General features: G+C 70.5%; 15 protein-coding genes, 1 tRNA gene and 1 pseudogene. 5 read left to right on the top strand and 12 right to left on the bottom strand.

Annotation, left to right across the window (positions count from 1 at the left end; genetic code table 11):
* Nucleotides 1-233 precede the first annotated feature (233 nt).
* Nucleotides 234-1,010 carry a DUF481 domain-containing protein gene (locus ACFONC_RS09910; protein WP_386743644.1) on the top strand — a complete coding sequence of 259 codons (777 nt, stop codon included), beginning with the start codon at nucleotides 234-236 and terminating at the stop codon, nucleotides 1,008-1,010.
* 33 nt (nucleotides 1,011-1,043) lie between these two features.
* On the opposite strand, the gene hemC is transcribed toward ACFONC_RS09910, so the two are convergent.
* The 11 genes from hemC to dtd all read right to left on the bottom strand — a co-directional run bounded on the left by hemC (nucleotide 1,044) and on the right by dtd (nucleotide 13,381).
* Complete coding sequence (hemC, locus tag ACFONC_RS09905) at nucleotides 1,044-1,961, bottom strand: hydroxymethylbilane synthase (protein WP_386743642.1); 918 nt, start codon at nucleotides 1,959-1,961, stop codon at nucleotides 1,044-1,046.
* 177 nt (nucleotides 1,962-2,138) lie between these two features.
* Nucleotides 2,139-2,876: a LytR/AlgR family response regulator transcription factor gene (locus tag ACFONC_RS09900; protein WP_386743640.1), complete on the bottom strand. Its 738-nt coding sequence runs from the start codon at nucleotides 2,874-2,876 to the stop codon at nucleotides 2,139-2,141.
* A 301-nt stretch (nucleotides 2,877-3,177) separates the two neighbouring features.
* Nucleotides 3,178-3,843 carry an alpha/beta hydrolase gene (locus ACFONC_RS09895; RefSeq protein WP_386743638.1) on the bottom strand — a complete coding sequence of 222 codons (666 nt, stop codon included), beginning with the start codon at nucleotides 3,841-3,843 and terminating at the stop codon, nucleotides 3,178-3,180.
* Nucleotides 3,844-3,898: 55 nt separating this feature from the next.
* A complete protein-coding gene (locus tag ACFONC_RS09890) occupies nucleotides 3,899-4,867 on the bottom strand; it encodes an energy transducer TonB (RefSeq protein ID WP_386743636.1) in 969 nt (322 codons plus the stop codon).
* 178 nt (nucleotides 4,868-5,045) lie between these two features.
* The gene (mdoH, locus tag ACFONC_RS09885) at nucleotides 5,046-6,953 is read right to left on the bottom strand and encodes a glucans biosynthesis glucosyltransferase MdoH (RefSeq protein ID WP_386743634.1); all 1,908 of its coding nucleotides are present in this window, start codon (nucleotides 6,951-6,953) and stop codon (nucleotides 5,046-5,048) included.
* A complete protein-coding gene (locus ACFONC_RS09880; RefSeq protein ID WP_386743632.1) occupies nucleotides 6,950-8,479 on the bottom strand; it encodes a glucan biosynthesis protein in 1,530 nt (509 codons plus the stop codon). Before ACFONC_RS09880 ends, mdoH begins: the two co-directional genes overlap by 4 nt.
* A gap of 112 nt (nucleotides 8,480-8,591) precedes the next feature.
* Nucleotides 8,592-8,664, bottom strand: a tRNA-Ile gene (locus ACFONC_RS09875).
* A 77-nt stretch (nucleotides 8,665-8,741) separates the two neighbouring features.
* Nucleotides 8,742-10,169: a PQQ-dependent sugar dehydrogenase gene (locus ACFONC_RS09870; protein WP_386743630.1), complete on the bottom strand. Its 1,428-nt coding sequence runs from the start codon at nucleotides 10,167-10,169 to the stop codon at nucleotides 8,742-8,744.
* Nucleotides 10,166-10,579: a DUF2231 domain-containing protein gene (locus ACFONC_RS09865; protein ID WP_386743628.1), complete on the bottom strand. Its 414-nt coding sequence runs from the start codon at nucleotides 10,577-10,579 to the stop codon at nucleotides 10,166-10,168. The genes ACFONC_RS09870 and ACFONC_RS09865 overlap by 4 nt, the downstream gene beginning before the upstream one ends.
* Nucleotides 10,580-10,873: 294 nt before the next feature.
* The gene (gene rpoD / locus ACFONC_RS09860) at nucleotides 10,874-12,769 is read right to left on the bottom strand and encodes an RNA polymerase sigma factor RpoD (RefSeq protein ID WP_386743626.1); all 1,896 of its coding nucleotides are present in this window, start codon (nucleotides 12,767-12,769) and stop codon (nucleotides 10,874-10,876) included.
* 171 nt (nucleotides 12,770-12,940) lie between these two features.
* Nucleotides 12,941-13,381, bottom strand: a complete 441-nt coding sequence (gene dtd / locus ACFONC_RS09855; RefSeq protein ID WP_386743624.1) for a D-aminoacyl-tRNA deacylase — start codon at nucleotides 13,379-13,381, stop codon at nucleotides 12,941-12,943.
* Nucleotides 13,382-13,555: 174 nt separating this feature from the next.
* Between dtd and ACFONC_RS09850 the strand changes: the two are divergent.
* From ACFONC_RS09850 to ACFONC_RS09840, 3 genes and pseudogenes are all read left to right on the top strand, one after another.
* Nucleotides 13,556-14,509, top strand: a pseudogene (locus tag ACFONC_RS09850) (lauroyl acyltransferase); the annotation flags it as partial.
* Nucleotides 14,506-15,039 (top strand): PH domain-containing protein, encoded by a 534-nt coding sequence (locus ACFONC_RS09845; RefSeq protein ID WP_386743620.1) that lies wholly within the window; start codon nucleotides 14,506-14,508, stop codon nucleotides 15,037-15,039. The pseudogene ACFONC_RS09850 and the gene ACFONC_RS09845, both read left to right, overlap by 4 nt.
* A complete protein-coding gene (locus ACFONC_RS09840; RefSeq protein ID WP_386743618.1) occupies nucleotides 15,023-16,546 on the top strand; it encodes a PH domain-containing protein in 1,524 nt (507 codons plus the stop codon). The genes ACFONC_RS09845 and ACFONC_RS09840 overlap by 17 nt, the downstream gene beginning before the upstream one ends.
* A gap of 16 nt (nucleotides 16,547-16,562) precedes the next feature.
* Here ACFONC_RS09840 and ACFONC_RS09835 read toward each other — a convergent pair whose 3' ends face one another.
* Nucleotides 16,563-17,567: a glycosyltransferase gene (locus ACFONC_RS09835; RefSeq protein ID WP_386743616.1), complete on the bottom strand. Its 1,005-nt coding sequence runs from the start codon at nucleotides 17,565-17,567 to the stop codon at nucleotides 16,563-16,565.
* A 114-nt stretch (nucleotides 17,568-17,681) separates the two neighbouring features.
* On the opposite strand from ACFONC_RS09835, the gene ACFONC_RS09830 reads away from it, so the two are divergent.
* Nucleotides 17,682-18,719, top strand: coding sequence for a hypothetical protein (locus ACFONC_RS09830; RefSeq protein WP_386743614.1), 1,038 nt, complete (start codon nucleotides 17,682-17,684; stop codon nucleotides 18,717-18,719).
* The last annotated feature ends 24 nt before the right edge of the window (nucleotides 18,720-18,743 follow it).

Below are 18,743 nucleotides of genomic sequence, written 5' to 3'. Positions count from 1 at the left end.
GTGGCTCGCGCCGTCACGGCGCGAAAGCTTTTGATCTTTCTTGATTTCAGCGGAACCGGAACATAAGGCGGGTCAAGACCCGCCCTACGACGCCCGCGGCGGTAACGCAAAAAGCGCGTCGGGGGCGTAGCCCCGACCTACGGCCCGCTCTCCGTGCCGCGCTACCCTAAGCATCACGGGCCGCTGGAGCGGCCTTTTCCGTATTCGTTCCCCGCACTTCGAAAGGACCCACCATGCCCAACAAGCCACTCCTGCCCCTGCTGCTGGCCACCACCATCCCATTCGCCGCGGCCGCACAGGACACGACCACCACCGACGCACCCACCGGCTGGACCGGCACCGGCGAACTCGGCCTCGCGCTCGCGCGCGGCAACGCGCGCTCGGAAAGCGTCAACGCCAAGCTCGCGTTCGCCAGGGAAGATGAGTCCTGGAAGCACGGGTTCCACGTCTCGACGCTGCGCTCCAAGGGCGAGGTGACCGGCGACTTCGACGGCGACGGCGTGGAGGAAGAACGCTACGAACTCAGCGCCAACCGCTACGAGGTCGGGGCATCGAGCGCGTACAAGTTCGACCCGCGCAACTACGTCGTCGGCGCGGCACGCTACGAGAACGACGACTTCTCGCCTTACGACTACCAGGCGATCGCGTCGGTCGGCTACGGCCACAAATTCATCGACAGCGAGCGGACCGCGCTGAGCACCGAGATCGGCCCCGGTTTCCGCCGCGCGCGCGATGCCGAGACCGGCCTGGTCGAGAACGGCGTGGTCGGCCGCGGGCTGGTCGACTTCAAGCACCAGCTTACCGACAACAGCGCGATCTACGACACCTTCCTGGTCGAAGCGGGCAGCGACAACACCTTCGTGCAGAACGACATCGGCATCGCGGTGGCGATGAACGAGAAGTTCGCGCTCAAGGCCGGCCTGCAGGCGCGGTACAACAGCGACGTCGAGCCGGGAACGAAGAAGACCGACACGCTGACCACGATCAACCTGGTCTACAAGATCCAGTAACGCGCCCGGCGCCGCATCGTCGCGGCGCCGCTATCACTCGCGCGGCGGCAGGAATTCCGCGGCGCCGGCATCAAGCAGCCGGCGCGCGACGGCCATGCCGATCGCCTCGGCCTGCATGGCGTCGCCGGTTTCCTCGGCGCGTACCGCGCGGCCATCGTCGGCCGAACCGACCAGCCCCTGCAGCTGCAGCCGCGTGCCATCGAGCCGTGCCAGCGCGGCGACCGGCACGTGGCAGCTGCCGTGCAGCGCGCGGTTCATCGCACGCTCGGCCTCGACGCAGGTACGGGTCGGCGCGTCGTCGAGCGCCGCGCAAAGCGCCAGGGTGCGCGCATCGTCGTCGCGGCATTCGATTGCGATCGCGCCCTGCGCCGGTGCCGGCAGCCAGTCGGGCACATCGAGCCGCGCGCGGATGCGTTCGCCGAAGCCCAGCCGCTGCAGTCCCGCGCAGGCCAGTACGATGGCGTCGTAGTCGCCAGCGTCGAGTTTCGCCAGGCGCGTGTTGACGTTGCCGCGCAGGTCGGCCAGCCGCAGGTCGGGCCGGCGCGCGCGCAGCTGCGCCTGGCGCCGCAGCGACGAAGTACCCACGCGCGCGAACTGCGGCAGCGCATCAAGGTCGTCGAAGCGGTTGCTGACGAAGGCGTCGGCGTGATCGGCACGCGCGAGGATGGCCGGCAGCGCGAACGGCCCTTCGAGGTCCATCGGCACGTCCTTGAGCGAGTGCACCGCGCAGTCGGCGTCGCCGCGCAGCATCGCCAGCTCGAGTTCCTTGAGGAACAAGCCCTTGCCGCCGATCGCCGCCAGTGAGCGGTCCAGCACCTCGTCGCCACGGGTGGTCATCGGCACCAGCACCACGTCCAGGCCCGGATGCGCGGCGCGCAGCAGGTCGGCGGCGTGTTCACTCTGCCACAGGGCGAGCGGACTCTTGCGGGTTGCGATGCGGATCGTGGCCATGCGCCATTATCGCCGCTGCGACGCGATCCATGGGCGCAGGTCGGGGCTACGCCCCCGACGGCTCTTTCCATGGGTTCCCGCGGGCATCGGGCTTGGCGCCGACTGCGGGACGCGCGGGTGTCGGGGGGCGTAGCCCCGACCTGCGGCCGCTTCGGGTGTCGGGGGCGTAGCCCCGACCTACAGCCGCTTGACGATTTCCTTGAGGCCGGCGACGCAGCGGCGGCTGACTTCCAGCGGCTGCTTGCCGTGGCGCAGGATGGCGTGGACGTGGCCGTCGGGCTCGCGGCGCAGTTCGACCAGCTCGTGGCGCGCGACCAGGCAGTTGCGGTGGATGCGCACGAAGCGCTCTCCGAACTCCTCCTCCAGCGACTTGAGCGACTCCTCGATCAGGTCCTCGCCACGGGCGTGGTGCACCACCACGTATTTTTCCTCGGCCTGCAGGTAGTGGATGTCCTCGATCGGAATCAGGCGCAGGCTGCCGCGCAGGCGCGCGCACAGGTGGGTGCGCTGCTTGCCCTGGCCGTCGCGGCCGGCGGCGGCGTTGTGGTCGCGTCCGGCGACGAAGGTGCGCGCGCGCTCCAGCGCCGCATGCAGGCGCTCGGCTCGCACCGGTTTGACCAGGTAGTCGACCGCCGCCGCCTCGAACGCCGACAGCGCATGCGCGTCGTACGCGGTGCAGAACACCACCGCCGGTCGCGGCTCGAACGCAGCCAGGTGGCGCGCGGCTTCGAGCCCGTCGATACCGGGCATGGCGATGTCCAGCAGCACCAGGTCGGCGTCGTGCTCGGCGCAAGCGTGCAGCGCCTGCCGCCCGTCGCCGGCCTCGGCGACCAGCTGCAGGTCCGGATGTTCGGCCAGCAGCAGGCGCAGGCGCTCGCGGGCCAGCGGTTCGTCGTCGGCGATGACCACTTTCATGGTCGCGGTGTCCTCACGGCGGCAGTGGGGCGGGTTCGCATCGATAGTAGCTGCCGCGCCATGGCGAAGCCATGCGGGATGCACGCTGCCGAGGCTGCGGTGTTCTCCGTAGGAGCGGCTTCAGCCGCGAGCTTTTGCCTGGACCCTCCCCCCTTGCGAAGGCAGGGGGGAGGTTGGGAGGAGGTGCTCACGGTTCGGAGCGATGCCAACGGCACCCCTCCCCAACCCTCCCCTGCAGTCGCAGGGGAGGGAGCCAAAAGCTCGCGGCTGAAGCCGCTCCTGCAAGTCGGACAGCCTCGGGTCAGCGGCCAGCCAAGCGCGGCGCCAGCCAGTCGCCGAGGTCGCGGATTTCCTCCAGGCAGACCGAATGCGGCATCGGGTAGGCGTGCCAGTCGACGGTGAAACCGAGCTCGCGCAACAGCGCCTGGCTCTGCTCGCCGGCGCGGAAGGGCACTACCGGGTCCTGGGTACCGTGGCCCATGAACACCGGCTGCGCATGTGCGCCCTCGGCGAGCGCCGCCGCGGCCTTGTGCGCGGCCGGCACGTAGGTCGACAGTGCGATCAGCCCGGCCAGCGGCTCGCGTCGGCGCAGTCCGGCGGCGAGGGTGACCGCGCCGCCCTGCGAGAAACCGGCGAGGAAGATCCGCGACACCGGTACGCCGCGCTCGACCTCGCGCGCGATCAGCGCCTCGACCTGTCCAACCGACTCTGCCACGCCGTCTTCGTCGGCGCGGTTGGCCAGGTCGGCTTCGCGGATGTCGTACCAGGCGCGCATCGGCACGCCGTTGTTGATCGTCACCGGGCGCACCGGCGCGTGCGGGAACACGAAGCGGATCGCCGGCCATTCCGGCCGCACAAGCTCGGGCAGGATCGGCACGAAGTCGCTGCCGTCGGCGCCGAGGCCGTGCAGCCAGATCACGCCGTGGCGCGGCGACGGGCCGGTTTCGCGTTCGATGGTCTCGAGCATGGCGTGGGTCCGGGACGGCGGGCCATTATGCCCGGCGCCGCGCGGACGCCGCTGTTCAACTGCTTGCGCCCAGGGAGAAGTTGATGGTGACCGCGCTGTCCTGCCTGCGTCCGCCCGGTGCGAAGCGGTATTGCTCGACGGCCTCGACCGCGGCACGGTCGAAGACATCGTCCGGCTCGGCGCTGAGCACGCGCACGTTGGCAACCGTTCCGTCGGTGTTGACGGTGAACGCAACCCGCACGCTGCCCTCGATGCGGCGACTCCTCGCGATCAGCGGGTAGCGCGGCGGCGGCTTGCGCAACAGCCGCGGCGCGGTCGACTCGGTGCTTGCCGGTGCGCTTGCGGGCGGCGGCGGGGCGGCAGGTGCGGCAGCGGCAGGCGCGGCGGCGACGGCCGGTGGCGTTGCCTTCTCGGGCGCCGGTGCGGCCGCGGGCGTCTCCTCGGGAGGCTCCTGGCGGTCGGCAGTGGCCAGGGATTCCGCGGCGCCTTCTGCTGCAACAGAGGCGGTCGCCTGCACGGCCTGCTTCGTTGCCTCGGCGGCTGCCGCCTCCTGCTCCCGCGCCTCCCGCTCCAGTGCCTCCTGCGCCAGCTGCTGCGCCTTCTCGGCATCGCCGAGCGCGGCCGCCAGGCGCGGCAGCGCCGGTGCGCGGGGCGCACTACGCGTCATCAGGTCGAACAACCGGTGGGCCTCGTCGAAATCACCGGCTGCAATCGCCTGCTCGCACGCGATCAGCAGGTACGGCTGCATGTCGATGATCGCTGCCTGTGTCGTGGCGTCATCGGGATCGCGTTCGCGCGCAGCAAGCCAATGGTCGATCGCGCTGTTGCCGGCCGGCGTGTACATCCGGCCCTCGCGCATCGCACGCGCGGCGCGAGCCCCCAGGCTGTCCGCGGCGGACGCGGGCGCGTCCGTTTCCCGTGCAGGCATCGCAGCGCGTGCTGCGGTTTCAACCGGTGCCTCGGGCGACCTGCTTCCGCATGCGGCCAGCAACAGCGCCACCGAGATGGCGGCACCCGTTCTCATTGCCCTCATCCTCGAGCCCCCTGTGGCTTCGAGCCGAAGAGCGTAGCGACGGCAGATGACCGTTGCGCTGCGATCATGCTTCAGCCGCGTGCACGGGCACCGTCGTCGCAGGCCGACGTTTCCGCAGTTGACCAATCAGCGGCGAGTCCGCACTCCAGCGTCCGGCCGCAGGCCAGGGTTACATCCCCGACGTGCTTTCCGCCCCTCGCTGCGCGCGCAGCTCGCTGGCACGCACCAGCACCGGCGGTGGCGACAGCTCTTCCGGCGTGCAGAAAATCCGCCTCCGCCGCAGCCACTGGCCCGCCGCGCGGGTGGACGTCAGCATCACGATCGGGATCGACAGCACCAGGCCGAGGATCACCGGCGACATCCACGCCGCCAGCGCCGGCGAGATGCTCCACGCCATCACCGCCGCCAGCACGCCCAGCAGGCTGAGCCCGCCGTAGCTGCGCAGCAGGCTGGAGAACGGCAGGCTGCCGTCGTCGCGGCGCTGCGACTCCCAGCCCGAATCCTTGCCCGCCAGCACCTCGGCCACGCCGCGCGACTGCACGTACATCGTCACCGGTGCCATCAACGCGGCCAGCAGCGTTTCGAGCAGCATGCCGATGAACGTGCGCACCGCGCCGCCGCAGCCGCGGCGCAGGTCGCGGTCGAACATCGTGGCGATGAAGCCCATCAGCTTCGGCGCCAGCAGCATGCCCATGGTGAACACGAATACCCACAAAAAGCGGTCGGGATCCTGTTCGCGCCAGTAGGTGGTCGGCGAGAAACCAGACAGCTCGATGTTGCCCCACGCCAGTCCGGCATGGTGCAGCGGGATCGCCAGCCCGACCAACATCAGCATCGCCCACATCGGCGCGGTGAAGTAGTGGCCGATGCCGATCAGCAGGTGCCAGCGGCTGACCCAGTGCAATCCCTTGCCCGGCAGCACCGCGCCGTGCTGCAGGTTGCCCTGGCACCAGCGGCGGTCGCGCACCAGCATGTCGGTCAGCGACGGCGGGCCTTCCTCGTAGCTGCCGCCCAGGCTGGGCACCATGTGCAGCGCCCAGCCGCCGCGGCGCATCAGCGCGGCCTCGACGAAGTCGTGGCTGAGCACGGTGCCGGCGAAGGGCTTCACTCCGCGCAGCTCCGGCAGCCCGGCGCACTGCGCGAACGCGCGCGTGCGGATCATCGCGTTGTGGCCCCAGTAGTTGCTCTCCGCACCGTGCCACCAGGCCACGCCGTAGGCGATCACCGGCCCGTACACGCGCCCGGCGAACTGCTGCATGCGCGCGAACAGGGTGCTGCCGTTGACGATCACCGGCAGGGTCTGGATCAGCGCGACGTCGTCGTGGCCTTCCATCGCCCCGGCCAGGCGCACGATGGTATCGCCGGTCATCAGGCTGTCGGCGTCGAGGATCAGGAACTGCGGGTACGCGCCGCCCCAGCGCCGCACCCAGTCGGAAATGTTGCCGGCCTTGCGCTCGTGGTTGTCGTCGCGCAGGCGGTAGAACACGCGCGCGCCGGCGCCGAGGCGGTCGCGCAGCGCATCGAAGGCGACGCGCTCGGCGCGCTGGACCTCCGGCTTGCGGGTGTCGCTGAGCACGAAGAAGTCGAAGCACTCCAGCTGCCCGGTGGCCGCGAGCGATTCATGGATCGCCTGCAGTCCGGCCATCAGCCGCTCGGGGTCCTCGTTGTAGGTCGGCATCAGCAGCGCGGTGCGCGTGGACAATTCCGGGCGCGGCAACTTCGCCGACAGGTTCAGCCGCGCGCGTCGTCGCGACACGATCAGCACGAAGCCCGCGAGCGCGCCGACGAAGGCCTGCACGATCCACGCGAACAGGAACACGAACAGCACCAGCAGCACCGCTTCCAGCACGTCGGTGCCCTCGCCGCGCAGCAGCCACCAGATCTGGTAGGTGGCCACGAGCGTGAGCCCGATCGCCGCGCCGATCACCGCCGCGCGCCGCCAGAACATGCCGCCGGGCGTGGTCGGGAAACGGCGCCCCTGCAGCCGGCCCGCGTGCAGCGACTGCACCGGCATGTCCAGCGGCGCTTCGGGCGGCAACGTCGACGCGGCTTGCGCCGGCGCGTCGGTCGCGCTCATGCCATCCACCGGTACAGCCATGTTTCCGACAGCGGTCCGTTCGCGTCGACCAGCCGCGCGCGCAGTTCGCTCACGCGCGCGCCGCCGGGGTCGAGTTCGAAGCTCATCCGCCAGCTGCCGGTTTCGCCATTGCGGTAAGCCACCGGGTTGCGCAGCGTGCCCTGCGAGGCGACGGCGTCGACTTGCGGCTTCGCGTCATCGGTGAGCTCCGACAGCCTTCCGCCCGCAAGATCGATCACCACCAGCCGCGCGCCGTCGTGCGAGGCGCCGATGCGGGTCGCGGACACGGTGGCCAGCTCCGGCTTCCAGGCGTGGTCACGGCACCAGTGCAGGCGATAGTGCCAGCGATGCTCGCGGCCGGCGGCGATCGGCAGCTTCGGCCGCCAGAAGGCGACGATGTTGTCGTGGTACTCGTCGGCGGTGGGGATCTCGACCAGGTGCACCTCGCCCTCGCCCCAGTCGCCCCGTGGTTCGACCCACAGGCTCGGTCGCTTTTCGTAGTGGGCCTCGGCGTCCTGGAAGTCTTCGTAGCGGCGCTTGCGTTGCATCAGCCCGAAGCCGCGCGGGTTGCGGTCCTGGAAGCCGCTGTGTTGCAGCGTGCGCGGGTTCTGCAGCTGGCGCCAACTCTGTTCGCCCTGCCCGTTGAGCATCGCCAGGCCGTCGGAGTCGTGCACCGCGGGGCGGTAATCGTCGACGCCGACGCGGTCGCTGGGATCGAATTCGAACATGCTCGTCAGCGGCGCGATGCCCGCGTGCGCGAGATCGACGCGCGGATACAGGCGCATGTCGACGTCGAACACGGTGTCCTCGCCCGGATCGACCGTGAACCGGAACGCACCGGCCGCGCTCGGGCTGTCGAGCAGCGCATGCACAACGATCGCGCTCGCGTCGCGCGCCGGCCGCTCCAGCCAGAACGTGGTGAAGCGCGGAAACTCCTCCGCCGCCGGCTCGCCGCTGCCCAGCGCCAGCCCGCGTGCCGACAGCCCGTAGTTCAACCCCTTCGCCACCGCGCGGAAATAGCTCGCGCCGAGGAAGCTGCACAGCTCGTCGAAATGGTCGGCGCGGTTGATCGGCGCATGCAGGCGGAAGCCGGCGAAGCCGATGTCGCCGACCTTCGGCACCGGCTGCGGGGTGTAGTCGAACAGGTCGGTGGAAAACGCGAACGGCGTCGCCCGGCCGTCGCGCACGGTGTAGACGTCGACCCGGTCCTTGAACAGGAAACCGCGATGGAAGAACTGTGCCTGGATCGGCAGCCCGTCATTGCGCCACAGCGCGCGTTCGGCGCGATAGCGGAAGTCGCGGTATTCGTCGTAGCCAATGTCCGCCAGCGCCGGCGGCAGGGCGTTGCCAGGCTGCCCGTACGGTTGTGCAGCCAGCGCCCGTGCAAGCCCGGCAACGGTGTCGTCGTCGAACGCGCCCGCGGACGCCGCAACCTGCGTGCGCGGCGCTGCAAACGTTTCCAGCGCGCCGCCGAACGACAGCAGGGGCAACGAAAGTCCCGCCTGGATCACTTCACGACGATGCACCGGTACCCCACGCGCGGATTGGCAGCCGCGCACTATACGGAGGCGGAGTTCAGCAGAACGTAAATGGCACGGCCCATGGCCCGCTCGCGCGCCGGGTCACCTGGCGTTGGTTTGGGCCCACCAGGACTCGAACCTGGAACCAAAGGATTATGAGTCCTCTGCTCTGACCATTGAGCTATAGGCCCGTGCAGGGGAATTATGGCGGAAACGCGAAGCCCCGCACGCGGCGAGGCCTGCGGGAAGTTGCGGGGCATGCCCGTGCCTACATCGACGCTTCGTCGGAGGCCGGATCCGCCGCTGCTTCGGAAGCATCGGCGGGCGCGTTGCCGGCGTCGGGAATCGCGCCGGCGTCCTGCGTTGCATCCGGCGGGGCGGCGGCGGGCACCGCAACCGGCGTCGTCGGCGTCACCCGCCAGATGGTGTTCGACAGGTCGTCGGCCACGATCAGCGCGCCGCGCGGGTCGACGGTCACGCCGACCGGGCGGCCGCGGGTCATGCCGTCTTCGCCGCGGAAGCCGGACACGAAGTCGACCGGATCGCCCGCCGGCTTGCCGTCGCGGAACGGCACGAACACGACCTTGTAGCCGACCGGCGGGTCGCGGTTCCAGCTGCCGTGCTCGCCGACGAACGCGCCGTCCGCGAACCCGGCGCCCATCGCGGGCACCGAGAACGAGAGGCCGAGCGCGGCCACGTGCGAGCCGAGGCTGTAGTCGGGGACGATCGTCGCGGCGACCTTGTCCGGATCCGGCGGCATCACCCGCGGGTCGACGTTCTGGCCCCAGTAGGCGTAGGGCCAGCCATAGAAGCCGCCCTCGCGCACCGAGGTGAGATAGTCGGGCACCAGGTTCGGGCCGAGCTCGTCGCGTTCGTTGACCGCCGCCCACAGCACGCCGGTGCCGGGCTGGACGGCCAGTGCGGTGGGGTTGCGCAGGCCGCTGGCGTAGGTCTTGTGCATCCCGGTCTGCGGGTCGATCTGCCACACCACGGCGCGATCCACTTCGGCGGTCATGCCGCGCTCGGTGATGTTGCTGTTGGAACCGATGCCCACGTACAGGAAGCGGCCGTCCTCGCTTGCGGCCAGCGACTTGGTCCAGTGGTGGTTGATCGCCGACGGCAGGTCCGTGACCTTCACCGGTGCGCCGCTCGCACGGGTCTGGCCGACGGTGTAATCGAATTTCACCAGCGCGTCCTGGTTGGCGACGTACAGCGTGCTGCCGACCAGGGCCAGGCCGTAGGGCGCGTTGAGGTTCTCGGCGAACACGGTCTTCAGCTCGTAGTTGCCGTCGCCGTCGGCGTCGCGCAGCAGGGTCAGGCGGTTGCCGCTCTTGACCGAAGTATTGCCCTTGGCCTTGATGTAGCCGGCGATCACGTCCTTGGGCTTGAGCTTGCCCGCGTTGCCGCCGCGGCCCTCGGCCACCAGGATGTCGCCGTTGGGCAGCACCAGGGTCTGGCGCGGGATGCCCAGGCCGGTGGCGATCGCGCTGATGCGGTAGCCCTGCGGCACGGTCGGCGCGCGGTCGCCCCAGCGTGCGGGCCGGGCGATGGTCATGTTGGGCAGCAGGCCGCGATCCTGCTCCGGCAGCTCGGGGCTGGCGCCGTACTGGTTGAGGTCGGGTGCGGACTGGTTGCAGGCGGCCAGCAGCGCGACGGCGGCGATCACAGGGGCGAGGGCGAGGATCGGACGTTTCATCGCACACCTCCCGCGCGCAGGCTTGCGAAGCCGATCCATGTCGCCACGCATGCGAGCACCGTGGCGATCACCGACAGCACCACGGCCGTCGGCATGATGGCCCAGGCGTCGCGCGAGTGATGCAGCGCATCGAAGAAGCCCACGATCCAGGTCGCGGCCAGCACCAGCAGATAGACGGGCCTGCGGAGACCACGGAAGAATTCGACGATCCCGCACAGCAAGGCGATGGTCGCCAGCACCATCGCGCCGATCAGCAACCAGGAGGCGAAGTTGCTCCACTGGATCTCGTAGCTTTTCGCATAGGCGATGTCGCTCAGCAACGCGCCGAAGAACAGCGGAGTCGTGGCGGCCAGGAAGACCGCATGGAAGGGGCCGATCGCCCCCGTGCTTCGTTCGAACGTGACCGCCATGGCAACGCCCTCCTGTATCAGCGGAGATCCTTTCGGGAAGATGCGCGCACGGCACGGTGTGCAGGTGCATGCGCCCTGTTCAGGGTTCCGATTGTCGCGTTACGGATTCGTGAGGGGGGATGGTTTCCTGACAGGCCTGTCGAGACCTCCGACCACGTTGCGAAAAGCTGGGGCGCCGGGCAAGTCAGGTCGCGGCGAAACCACGCAATCAGACAGAAGCCCTTCCTGCAATCGAGCGAAAGACCAAAAAAAAGCCCCGCGATGCGGGGCTTTGGTTTGCGATGCCGGGCCGACTCACTCGATGTCGAGGAAACTACGCAGTTGCTCCGAGCGGCTCGGATGGCGCAGCTTTCGCAGCGCCTTGGCCTCTATCTGGCGGATGCGCTCGCGGGTGACGTCGAACTGCTTGCCGACCTCTTCCAGCGTGTGGTCGGTGTTCATGTCGATGCCGAAGCGCATGCGCAGCACCTTGGCCTCGCGCGGGGTCAGGCCGGCGAGCACGTCACGCACGGTCTCCATCAGGTTGGTATTGGTGGTGGAATCGATCGGGGACTCGACGTTGGTGTCCTCGATGAAATCGCCAAGGTGCGAATCCTCGTCGTCGCCGATCGGCGTCTCCATCGAGATCGGTTCCTTGGCGATCTTCATGACCTTGCGGATCTTGTCCTCGGGCATGTCCATCTCTTTCGCCAGTTCTTCCGGCGTGGCCTCGCGGCCGAACTGCTGCAGCATCTGGCGGGAGATGCGGTTGAGCTTGTTGATCGTCTCGATCATGTGCACCGGGATGCGGATGGTGCGCGCCTGGTCGGCGATCGAGCGGGTGATCGCCTGGCGGATCCACCACGTCGCGTAGGTCGAGAACTTGAAGCCGCGACGGTGCTCGAACTTGTCCACCGCCTTCATCAGGCCGATGTTGCCTTCCTGGATCAGGTCGAGGAACTGCAGGCCGCGGTTGGTGTACTTCTTGGCGATCGAGATCACCAGGCGCAGGTTGGCCTCGACCATTTCCTTCTTGGCCTTGCGCGCCTTGGCTTCGCCGTAGGCCATCGTGCGGCTGATGTCCTTGATGTCGACCAGGTCCACGCGCATCATTTTTTCGATGGCGATGGTGGCTTCCTGGTGGGCGATGATCTGGTCCTTCACCTCGCGCAGGCCGCTCGACCACTTCTGCTTGCGCTTGAGCACGTCGTCGACCCACTCGAGGTTGGTCTGGTTGCCTTCCCACGAGCGGATGAAGTCCTTGCGCGGCATCTTGGCCTTGCGCGTGGCCAGGTCGAGGATGCGGCGCTCGTGGTCCTTGATCTCGCCCAGCACCTCGCGCAGCTTGCGCACCAGCACGTCGACCAGCGGCAGCGGCAGCTTGAAGGTGACGAACAGGTTCGCCATCTCCTCGCGCAGCTTGGCCGCCTGCTTGGCGCTGGCCCCGTTCTTGGCGTAGACCTTCTGGAACTTGGCGTACAGCGCGGCCAGCTCGTCCATGCGGCGCGCGACCTCGACCGGATCCGGGCCGGCGGGGCCGGTGTCCTCGGCATCACCGTCGTCGTCGTCGCTGTCGTCGTCGCTGTCGTCGTCGTCGTCCTTGGCGTTCTTGCTGTCCTTGTCGTCCTTGCCATTGGCCGCGGGGGCAGTGGCTGCCACCGGCGGTTCGGGCTCGTCGTCGAGGCCGTCGTTGAAGCCGACCACGATCTCGGCCAGGCGCTTCTTGCCGGCCTTGTGCAGCTCCCAGTCTTCCAGCAGCAGCTGCACCGTCCACGGGAAGCTGGCCAGCGACAGCGTCATCTGGTTGAGGCCTTCCTCGATACGCTTGGCGATCGCGATCTCGCCCTCGCGGGTCAGCAGCTCGACCGTGCCCATCTCGCGCATGTACATGCGCACCGGGTCGGTGGTGCGGCCGCCTTCGGCGTCGAGCGCGGTCAGCGTGGCAGCCGCTTCCTCGGCCGCGGTGTCGTCGACCTCGCGGTTGCCGGTGTTGTTGTCGCCGAGCAGCAGGGTATCGGCGTCGGGCGCGACTTCGTGCACCTCGATGCCCATGCCGTTGATCATGCCGATGATGTCTTCGATCTGCTCCGGGTCGACCATGTCGTCGGGGAGGTGATCGTTGACTTCGGCGTAGGTCAGGTAGCCCTGTTCCAGGCCCTTGCTGATCAGCTGCTTGATGTCGGACTGCGGGGCCTGACGTTCGTTGGCCATGTGGGGAGCCACCGGGAAATTCGAGTGAAGAGAACCCTGCATTATACCGCCGCAGGGGCTTTTTGACCTGCCATGTCGCCAGGAATCCGCCCGGGATCGGGCCCGGGGACGGCGTTGCGGTGTTCGAAACGACGCCCCCGTATTCCCTGTCAAACGCGAAAAGCGGCGGCGCTACGCCTTGAGCAGGAAGGTCACCGGGCCGTCATTGACCAGGCTGACCACCATATGGGCACCGAACCGGCCGGTTTCCACCCCCGGCGGGTGACTTTTCCGGCAGCTCGCCAGCAACTGGCTGAAGACCCGTTCAGCGTCCTCCGGGGCAGCCGCGGTGCTGAACCCCGGCCGCATGCCCGACCGCGTGTCGGCCGCCAGCGTGAACTGGCTGACCAGCAGCAGGCCGCCGCCGCTGTCGGCCAGCGAACGGTTCATCCGGCCCTGCTCGTCGGCGAAGACCCGGTAGCCGAGCAGGCGCTGCGTCATCCGCTCGACCTGCGCATCGCCGTCGCCCGGCTCCACGCCGACCAGCGCCAGCAGTCCGGGGCCGATGGCGCCGAGGGTGTCGCCGTCGACGGTGACGCTGGCGGAGGTGACGCGCTGGATGAGGGTGAGCATGGGCGGGGCTGGGGGCTGGGGGCTGGGGGCTGGAACAGCGTAGCTTTTTTTGCCGTCATTCCCGCGAAAGCGGGAACCCAGTGGCTTTCCGCGGCCGCGATGCAAGACGCTGGGTTCCCGCTTTCGCGGGAATGACGATGTGTTCTTCCGCCCGCTTTCTCCCGGCGCCTTCCATCTGCGCCCCACCCCCTCGCTACACTCCCCCGCATGACCCGATTCGCCGCCTGGCTGCTGTACCTGCTCGCCGCCGCGCTCGGCCGCCTGCCCTGGGCGTGGCTGCGCGGGTTGGGGGACGTGTTGGCCTGGGGCTGGCGACGCAGCGGCGCGAGGGAGAGCGTGGTCGCGGCGCGCAACCTGGAGTTGGCGTATCCGGACCTGCTGCCGGCGCAGCGCGAAAACCTGCAGCGCGCGGCGCTGCGCACCACTGCGTACCAGGCGCTGGAAACCCTGCACCTGTGGACGCATCGCCACGCGCGCAACCTGCAGCTGATCCGCACCCAAGACGGCAGCGGGCTGTTCGACGCCGCCATCGCCGCCGGCCGCGGGGTGATCATCGCCGCGCCGCACTACGGCAACTGGGAACTGCTCAACCAGTGGCTGGCCATGCGCACGCCGCTGGCGATCCTGTACCGCGCACCGGAATCGGCCATCGGCGAGGCCTTCCTGCGCCGGGTGCGCGCGGACGAAGGCGACCGCGTCACCCAGGTGCGCGCCGAGGGCCCGGGCATCCGCCAGCTGTTCAAGGTACTCAAGGCCGGCGGCGTGGTCGGGATCCTGCCCGACCAGCAGCCCAAGGCCGGCGACGGCGAGTTCGCCCCGTTCTTCGGCGTGCAGGCGCTGACCATGACCCTGCTCGGCCGGCTGGCCGAGCGCAGCGGGGCGACGGTGCTGTTCGGCTACTGCGAGCGCATCGGCGCCGGGCCGGGGTTCGCGCTGCGCTTCGAACCGGCGCCCGAGGACATCGCCAGCGCCGATCCGGTGGTCGCCGCGACCGCGCTCAACGCCGCGGTCGAACGCATCGCGCGGCGCGACCCGGCGCAATACCAGTGGACCTACAAGCGCTACAAGCAGCGACCGCCGGGCAGCGGCCAGACCAACCCCTACCTCGACCTGGAGCGCAAGCGATGAGCGACCCGCAAGCCGGCGCGGACGCGTCGCCGCCGCCGGCTCCCACGATGCCTGCGCCCGACCGCTGGCAGAAGCTGCCGGCGCGCGCGCGGACGCTGTTCGTGGCGACGACGGCGTTCGGCTTCGCCCTGCCGTTCGCGATCGCCACGATCGTCTTCGGCATCATCGCCGTGGCGCTGCCGCTGCCGGCCTGGCTGCTGCCGGCCTGCGTGGTGGTCGCCGCGGCGTTCGGCGCATGGCTGGGCTGGCGCCGATATCGCCACACCCGCTGGCTGCTCGATGCCGACGGCTTCGGCCTGCGCCGCGGGCGGCTGTGGCAGTCGGACACGCGCGTGCCCGGTTCGCGCGTGCAGCACCTGGACATCCGTCGCGGGCCGCTGGAGCGGCATTTCCGGCTGGCCACGCTGGTCATCCATACCGCCGGCACGCGCCACAGCGAGGTATCGCTGTCCGGGCTCGACGCCGTCGACGCCGAACGCCTGCGCGACCACCTCGCACGCCAGACCGACGACGATGACGACGCCGACTGAACCGCCGCCGCCCGCCGGCCCCGAAGACGGGACGGTGCGCCGGCTGCATCCGATGTCGTGGCTGTTCGTGCTGCTGCAGCAGCTGCGGCAGTTCGTGGTGCCGCTGCTGGTGCTGGTGTTCCTCGGCCGCGGCGACCGCAACCAGCTGTGGTCGCTGGTCGCCGTGGGCGGCTTCGCGGTGGTGGCGGTGTGGCGTTACCTGACCTTCCGCTACCGCATCACCGCCGACAGCGTGGTCATCGACAGCGGCCTGCTCGAGCGCAGCCGCAGGCAGGTGCCGTTCTCGCGGATCCACAACGTCGCCATCCACCAGTCGCTGCTGCACCGCATGTTCGGCGTGGCCGAGGTGCGCCTGGAGTCGGCCGGCGGCGACAAGCCCGAGGCGCAGATGCGGGTGCTGCAGCTCGACGACGCCATCGCGCTCGAGGCGCTGGTGCGCCGGCGCGGCGCGACGCCACCCGCGGCAACCACGGCCACGGATGCCGCGCAGGCGCCGGCGGACACGGCACGCGACCGGGTGCTGCTTGCGCTGCCGCCCGCGGAAGTGCTGCGCCTGGGACTGATCTCCAACCGCGGCATGATCGTGGTCGGCGGCGCGGCGGTGGCCATCTCGCAGCTCAACCCACAGCTGCCCGACGATGTCTCCGACCGCTGGAGCAGTGCGGCACAGGCCTTCTTCGGCAGCCACCACTTCAGCGTCGGCCAGTACGCGCTGGCGATCCTCGCCGCGCTGCTCGCGTTCGCGGTGCTGCTGCGCGTGCTCTCGGTGGCGCTGGCGCTGCTGCAGTACTGGGGCTTCCGGCTGGAGGAGCACGGCCGCCGCCTCACAGTCGAACGCGGGCTGCTGACCCGGCTGCGCACCAGCGCGCCGCGGCGGCGCATCCAGTCGTGGACGCTGCGCGAGGGGCTGCTGCACCGCTGGTTCGGCCGCCGCTCGCTGGAGGTCGACTCGGCGGTGGCCGGGGACGAGAACAGCCGCCGCCGCGGCCTGCGCGAGCTGGCCCCGGTCGCACTACCGGCAGCCTGCGACGAGCTCGTGCGCCACCTGCTGCCCGGCGCGGACTGGCCGCCGGCGCGCTGGCTGCCGCTGCATCCGCGCGCGTGGTGGCGGCTGTCGCTGCCGGGCGCGGTGTTCGCGCTGCTGCTGGCCGCGGCGCTTTGCTGGCGCTTCGGCCCGTGGGGACTGGCCGGCCTGCTATGGCTGCCATGGGTGGTGTTCGTCGCGCGCCGGCACGCGCATCACGCCGGCTACGCGATCGACGCCCGCCTGGTCGGCGCGCGCAGCGGCTGGTGGTCGCGGCGCTGGCGTTTCGCCGAGATCGACAAGCTGCAGGCGCTGGAAGTGCGGCAGTCGCCGCTCGACCGCTGGCTGGGCATGGCCACGCTGTGGCTCGACACCGCCGGCGCCTCGTCGCCGCTGCGGTTGCGTTACTTGCCGCTGGGCGAGGCGCAGGCCCTGCACGCGCGGCTTGGCGGCGAGGTCGCGCGGCTGCCGCTGCGCTGGTGAAGCCGCGGCGCGCCGCTCAGGCCGCGCCGCTGAGCACCCGGCGCAGGCGCACGCCGGCCTCGCGCGCGCCGCGCTTCCAGGCCTGCGCGGGCCGGAACAGCTGCGCCGCTGCCCGCGGCACCAGCTCGTCGTCCACCAGCAGCCGCCAGCGCGAAAGCGTCGCTTCGGTGCTGAAGGCCTGCCCGCGCGCCAGGCCGTTGTCGGCCATGGCCTGATAGAGCGCGGGTTCGTCCAGCAGGCGGTCGATGGCGGCCATCGCATGCTCCGGGCCGTCGACCTCCAGGTAGTCCAGCGGCCCCTGGCGCAGTTCGCGGTAGCCCGATTCGGGCCCGAGGATCGCCGGCACGCCCGCCAGCCACGCGTTGAACAGCTTCCAGCCCGGCTTGTTGCGCACCAGCCGCGAGCCGCTGGCACGCACCGCGAGCAGCAGGTCGACGTCGTGCCAGTCGGGCCAGGCCCGCTGCGCGCCGTCACCGGCGCCGTGGCAGCGGAACGCGAGCCCGCGCGCGTCCAGGAACTGGCGCCAGCGCGCGTCGCCGAAGCCGGAATGGAGGTTCTGCGGCGTGCCGGGAAACAGCAGCGTCCGCGGCCGGTCACCGCGCACAGGATCACGCGGCACCAGCCCCGGCTGGGGCCAGTGCGGGACGTGCAGGCTGCGGTGGCCGTCGGCGGAGGCGGCGTTCTGGACGATCTCCACGTCGGCAAACCCCACCGGGTTGCGGTCGCTGCGCACCGCGACCAGCAGGGCGCGGCTGCCGCTCGCCTGCGCCTGGCGCCAGGCCGCGCGCTTGTCGCCGGCGTAGAACAGCACCGCGCCCGAGGCGGGCAACCGGTTGTCCAGGTGCACCGCCATGCCGGCTGCGCGCAGGCGGGCGAATGTCAGCGCGATCCAGTAGTGCTCGCCCAGCACCAGGCGCTGCGGCGTCTCGTCGGGACGCAGCCGGCGCCAGGCGTCGATCTCGGGTGTCGGGACGTCCATGAAGAACGTGACCGGCGGATCGGAAACGGGGAATGGACGCATGCGTGCGAGGGGAACGCGGCCAAGGGGGTCTGGAGCGGCGCGGGGAACGCCATCCGGCCACGTGAAGCAACCGGAATGCCCGGCATACTACTGCGACTTTTCGGGAACCCAGGCATGCAGCGTAGGCTTCTGTTCATCCCGGTCAGCGGCGGCAGCGGCGGCGGCGAGCTGCAGCGCGCGCTGATGCTCGCCCGCACCCTGCGCGGGCAGGCTGGCGACGCGATCGACATCCGCTTCGTGGTGCACGGGCAGGCGCCGTTCCCGCGCGAGGAGTTCGAAGCGGTGCCGCTGCCCGGCTCGCCCACCCGCAGCGAGGCGGAGGTCGCGGCGGCGATCGCCGATTTCGCCCCCCACGCGTGCCTGTTCGACAGCAGCCTGCGCATGAGCGCCCTGCAGGCTGCGCGCGCCGCCGGCAGCCGCACCGTGTATCTCAGCGCGCGGCCGAATTCGCGCTGGCGCGGGCTGGACCCGCGCAAGCGCCGCCTGCTCGATGCGCACTGGCTGCTCGCGCCCGAGCGGCTGGGCGCGCGGCCGCCCTGGCCCGAACGCCTCGGCCGCCTGCTGCTGCGCGACACGCACTTCCGCTATTTCGACGCCGTGTTCGAGCCGCCCGACACCACTGAAGCCGCGCAACTGCTCGCCTCGCACGGCCTGGCCGCGGGCGGCTACGACCTGGCCTGCCCTGGCGGCCCGGGCTACGTCGTCGACGGCATGGCACCGATGGCGCTGATGGCCGCGGCCGGCGGGCCGCGCGACCTGCCGGTGCTCGCGGTCGACCCGGGCGAACACGCCCTGCCCGCGGGCTGGACCGGCCTGCCGCGCATGTCCAACCGGCTGCTGATGGGGCTGGTGCAGTCCGCGCGGCTGAACGTGGTCAACGGCGGTGGCCTGCTGGTGCAGGCACTGACCTTGGGCGTGCCGTGCCTGGCGGTGCCGATGCAGGAGGAACAGGCCGGTCGCATCGACGCCTTTGCCGCGCACGACGCGGTGCTGACCTGCGCGGCCCGGCGCGACGCCGTCGCGGCCGCGTGGCAGGCCGCCGCGGCCGACCCGGCCGACCTCGACGCGCTGCGCGGCAGCGCCCGCGCGCTGGGCCTGCGCAACGACCTGCCGGCGATGGTCGACGCGCTGCGCGCGCTGCTGGTTGCCTGAGTGCCCCGCCCGGGCGACGGGCGG

It is taken from the genome of Luteimonas soli, from assembly GCF_042648865.1.
In the GTDB taxonomy this organism is placed as follows: domain Bacteria; phylum Pseudomonadota; class Gammaproteobacteria; order Xanthomonadales; family Xanthomonadaceae; genus Luteimonas; species Luteimonas soli.
Note: the sequence above shows the minus strand (reverse complement) of the source record. Positions and strands in the feature narration are given on the sequence as shown.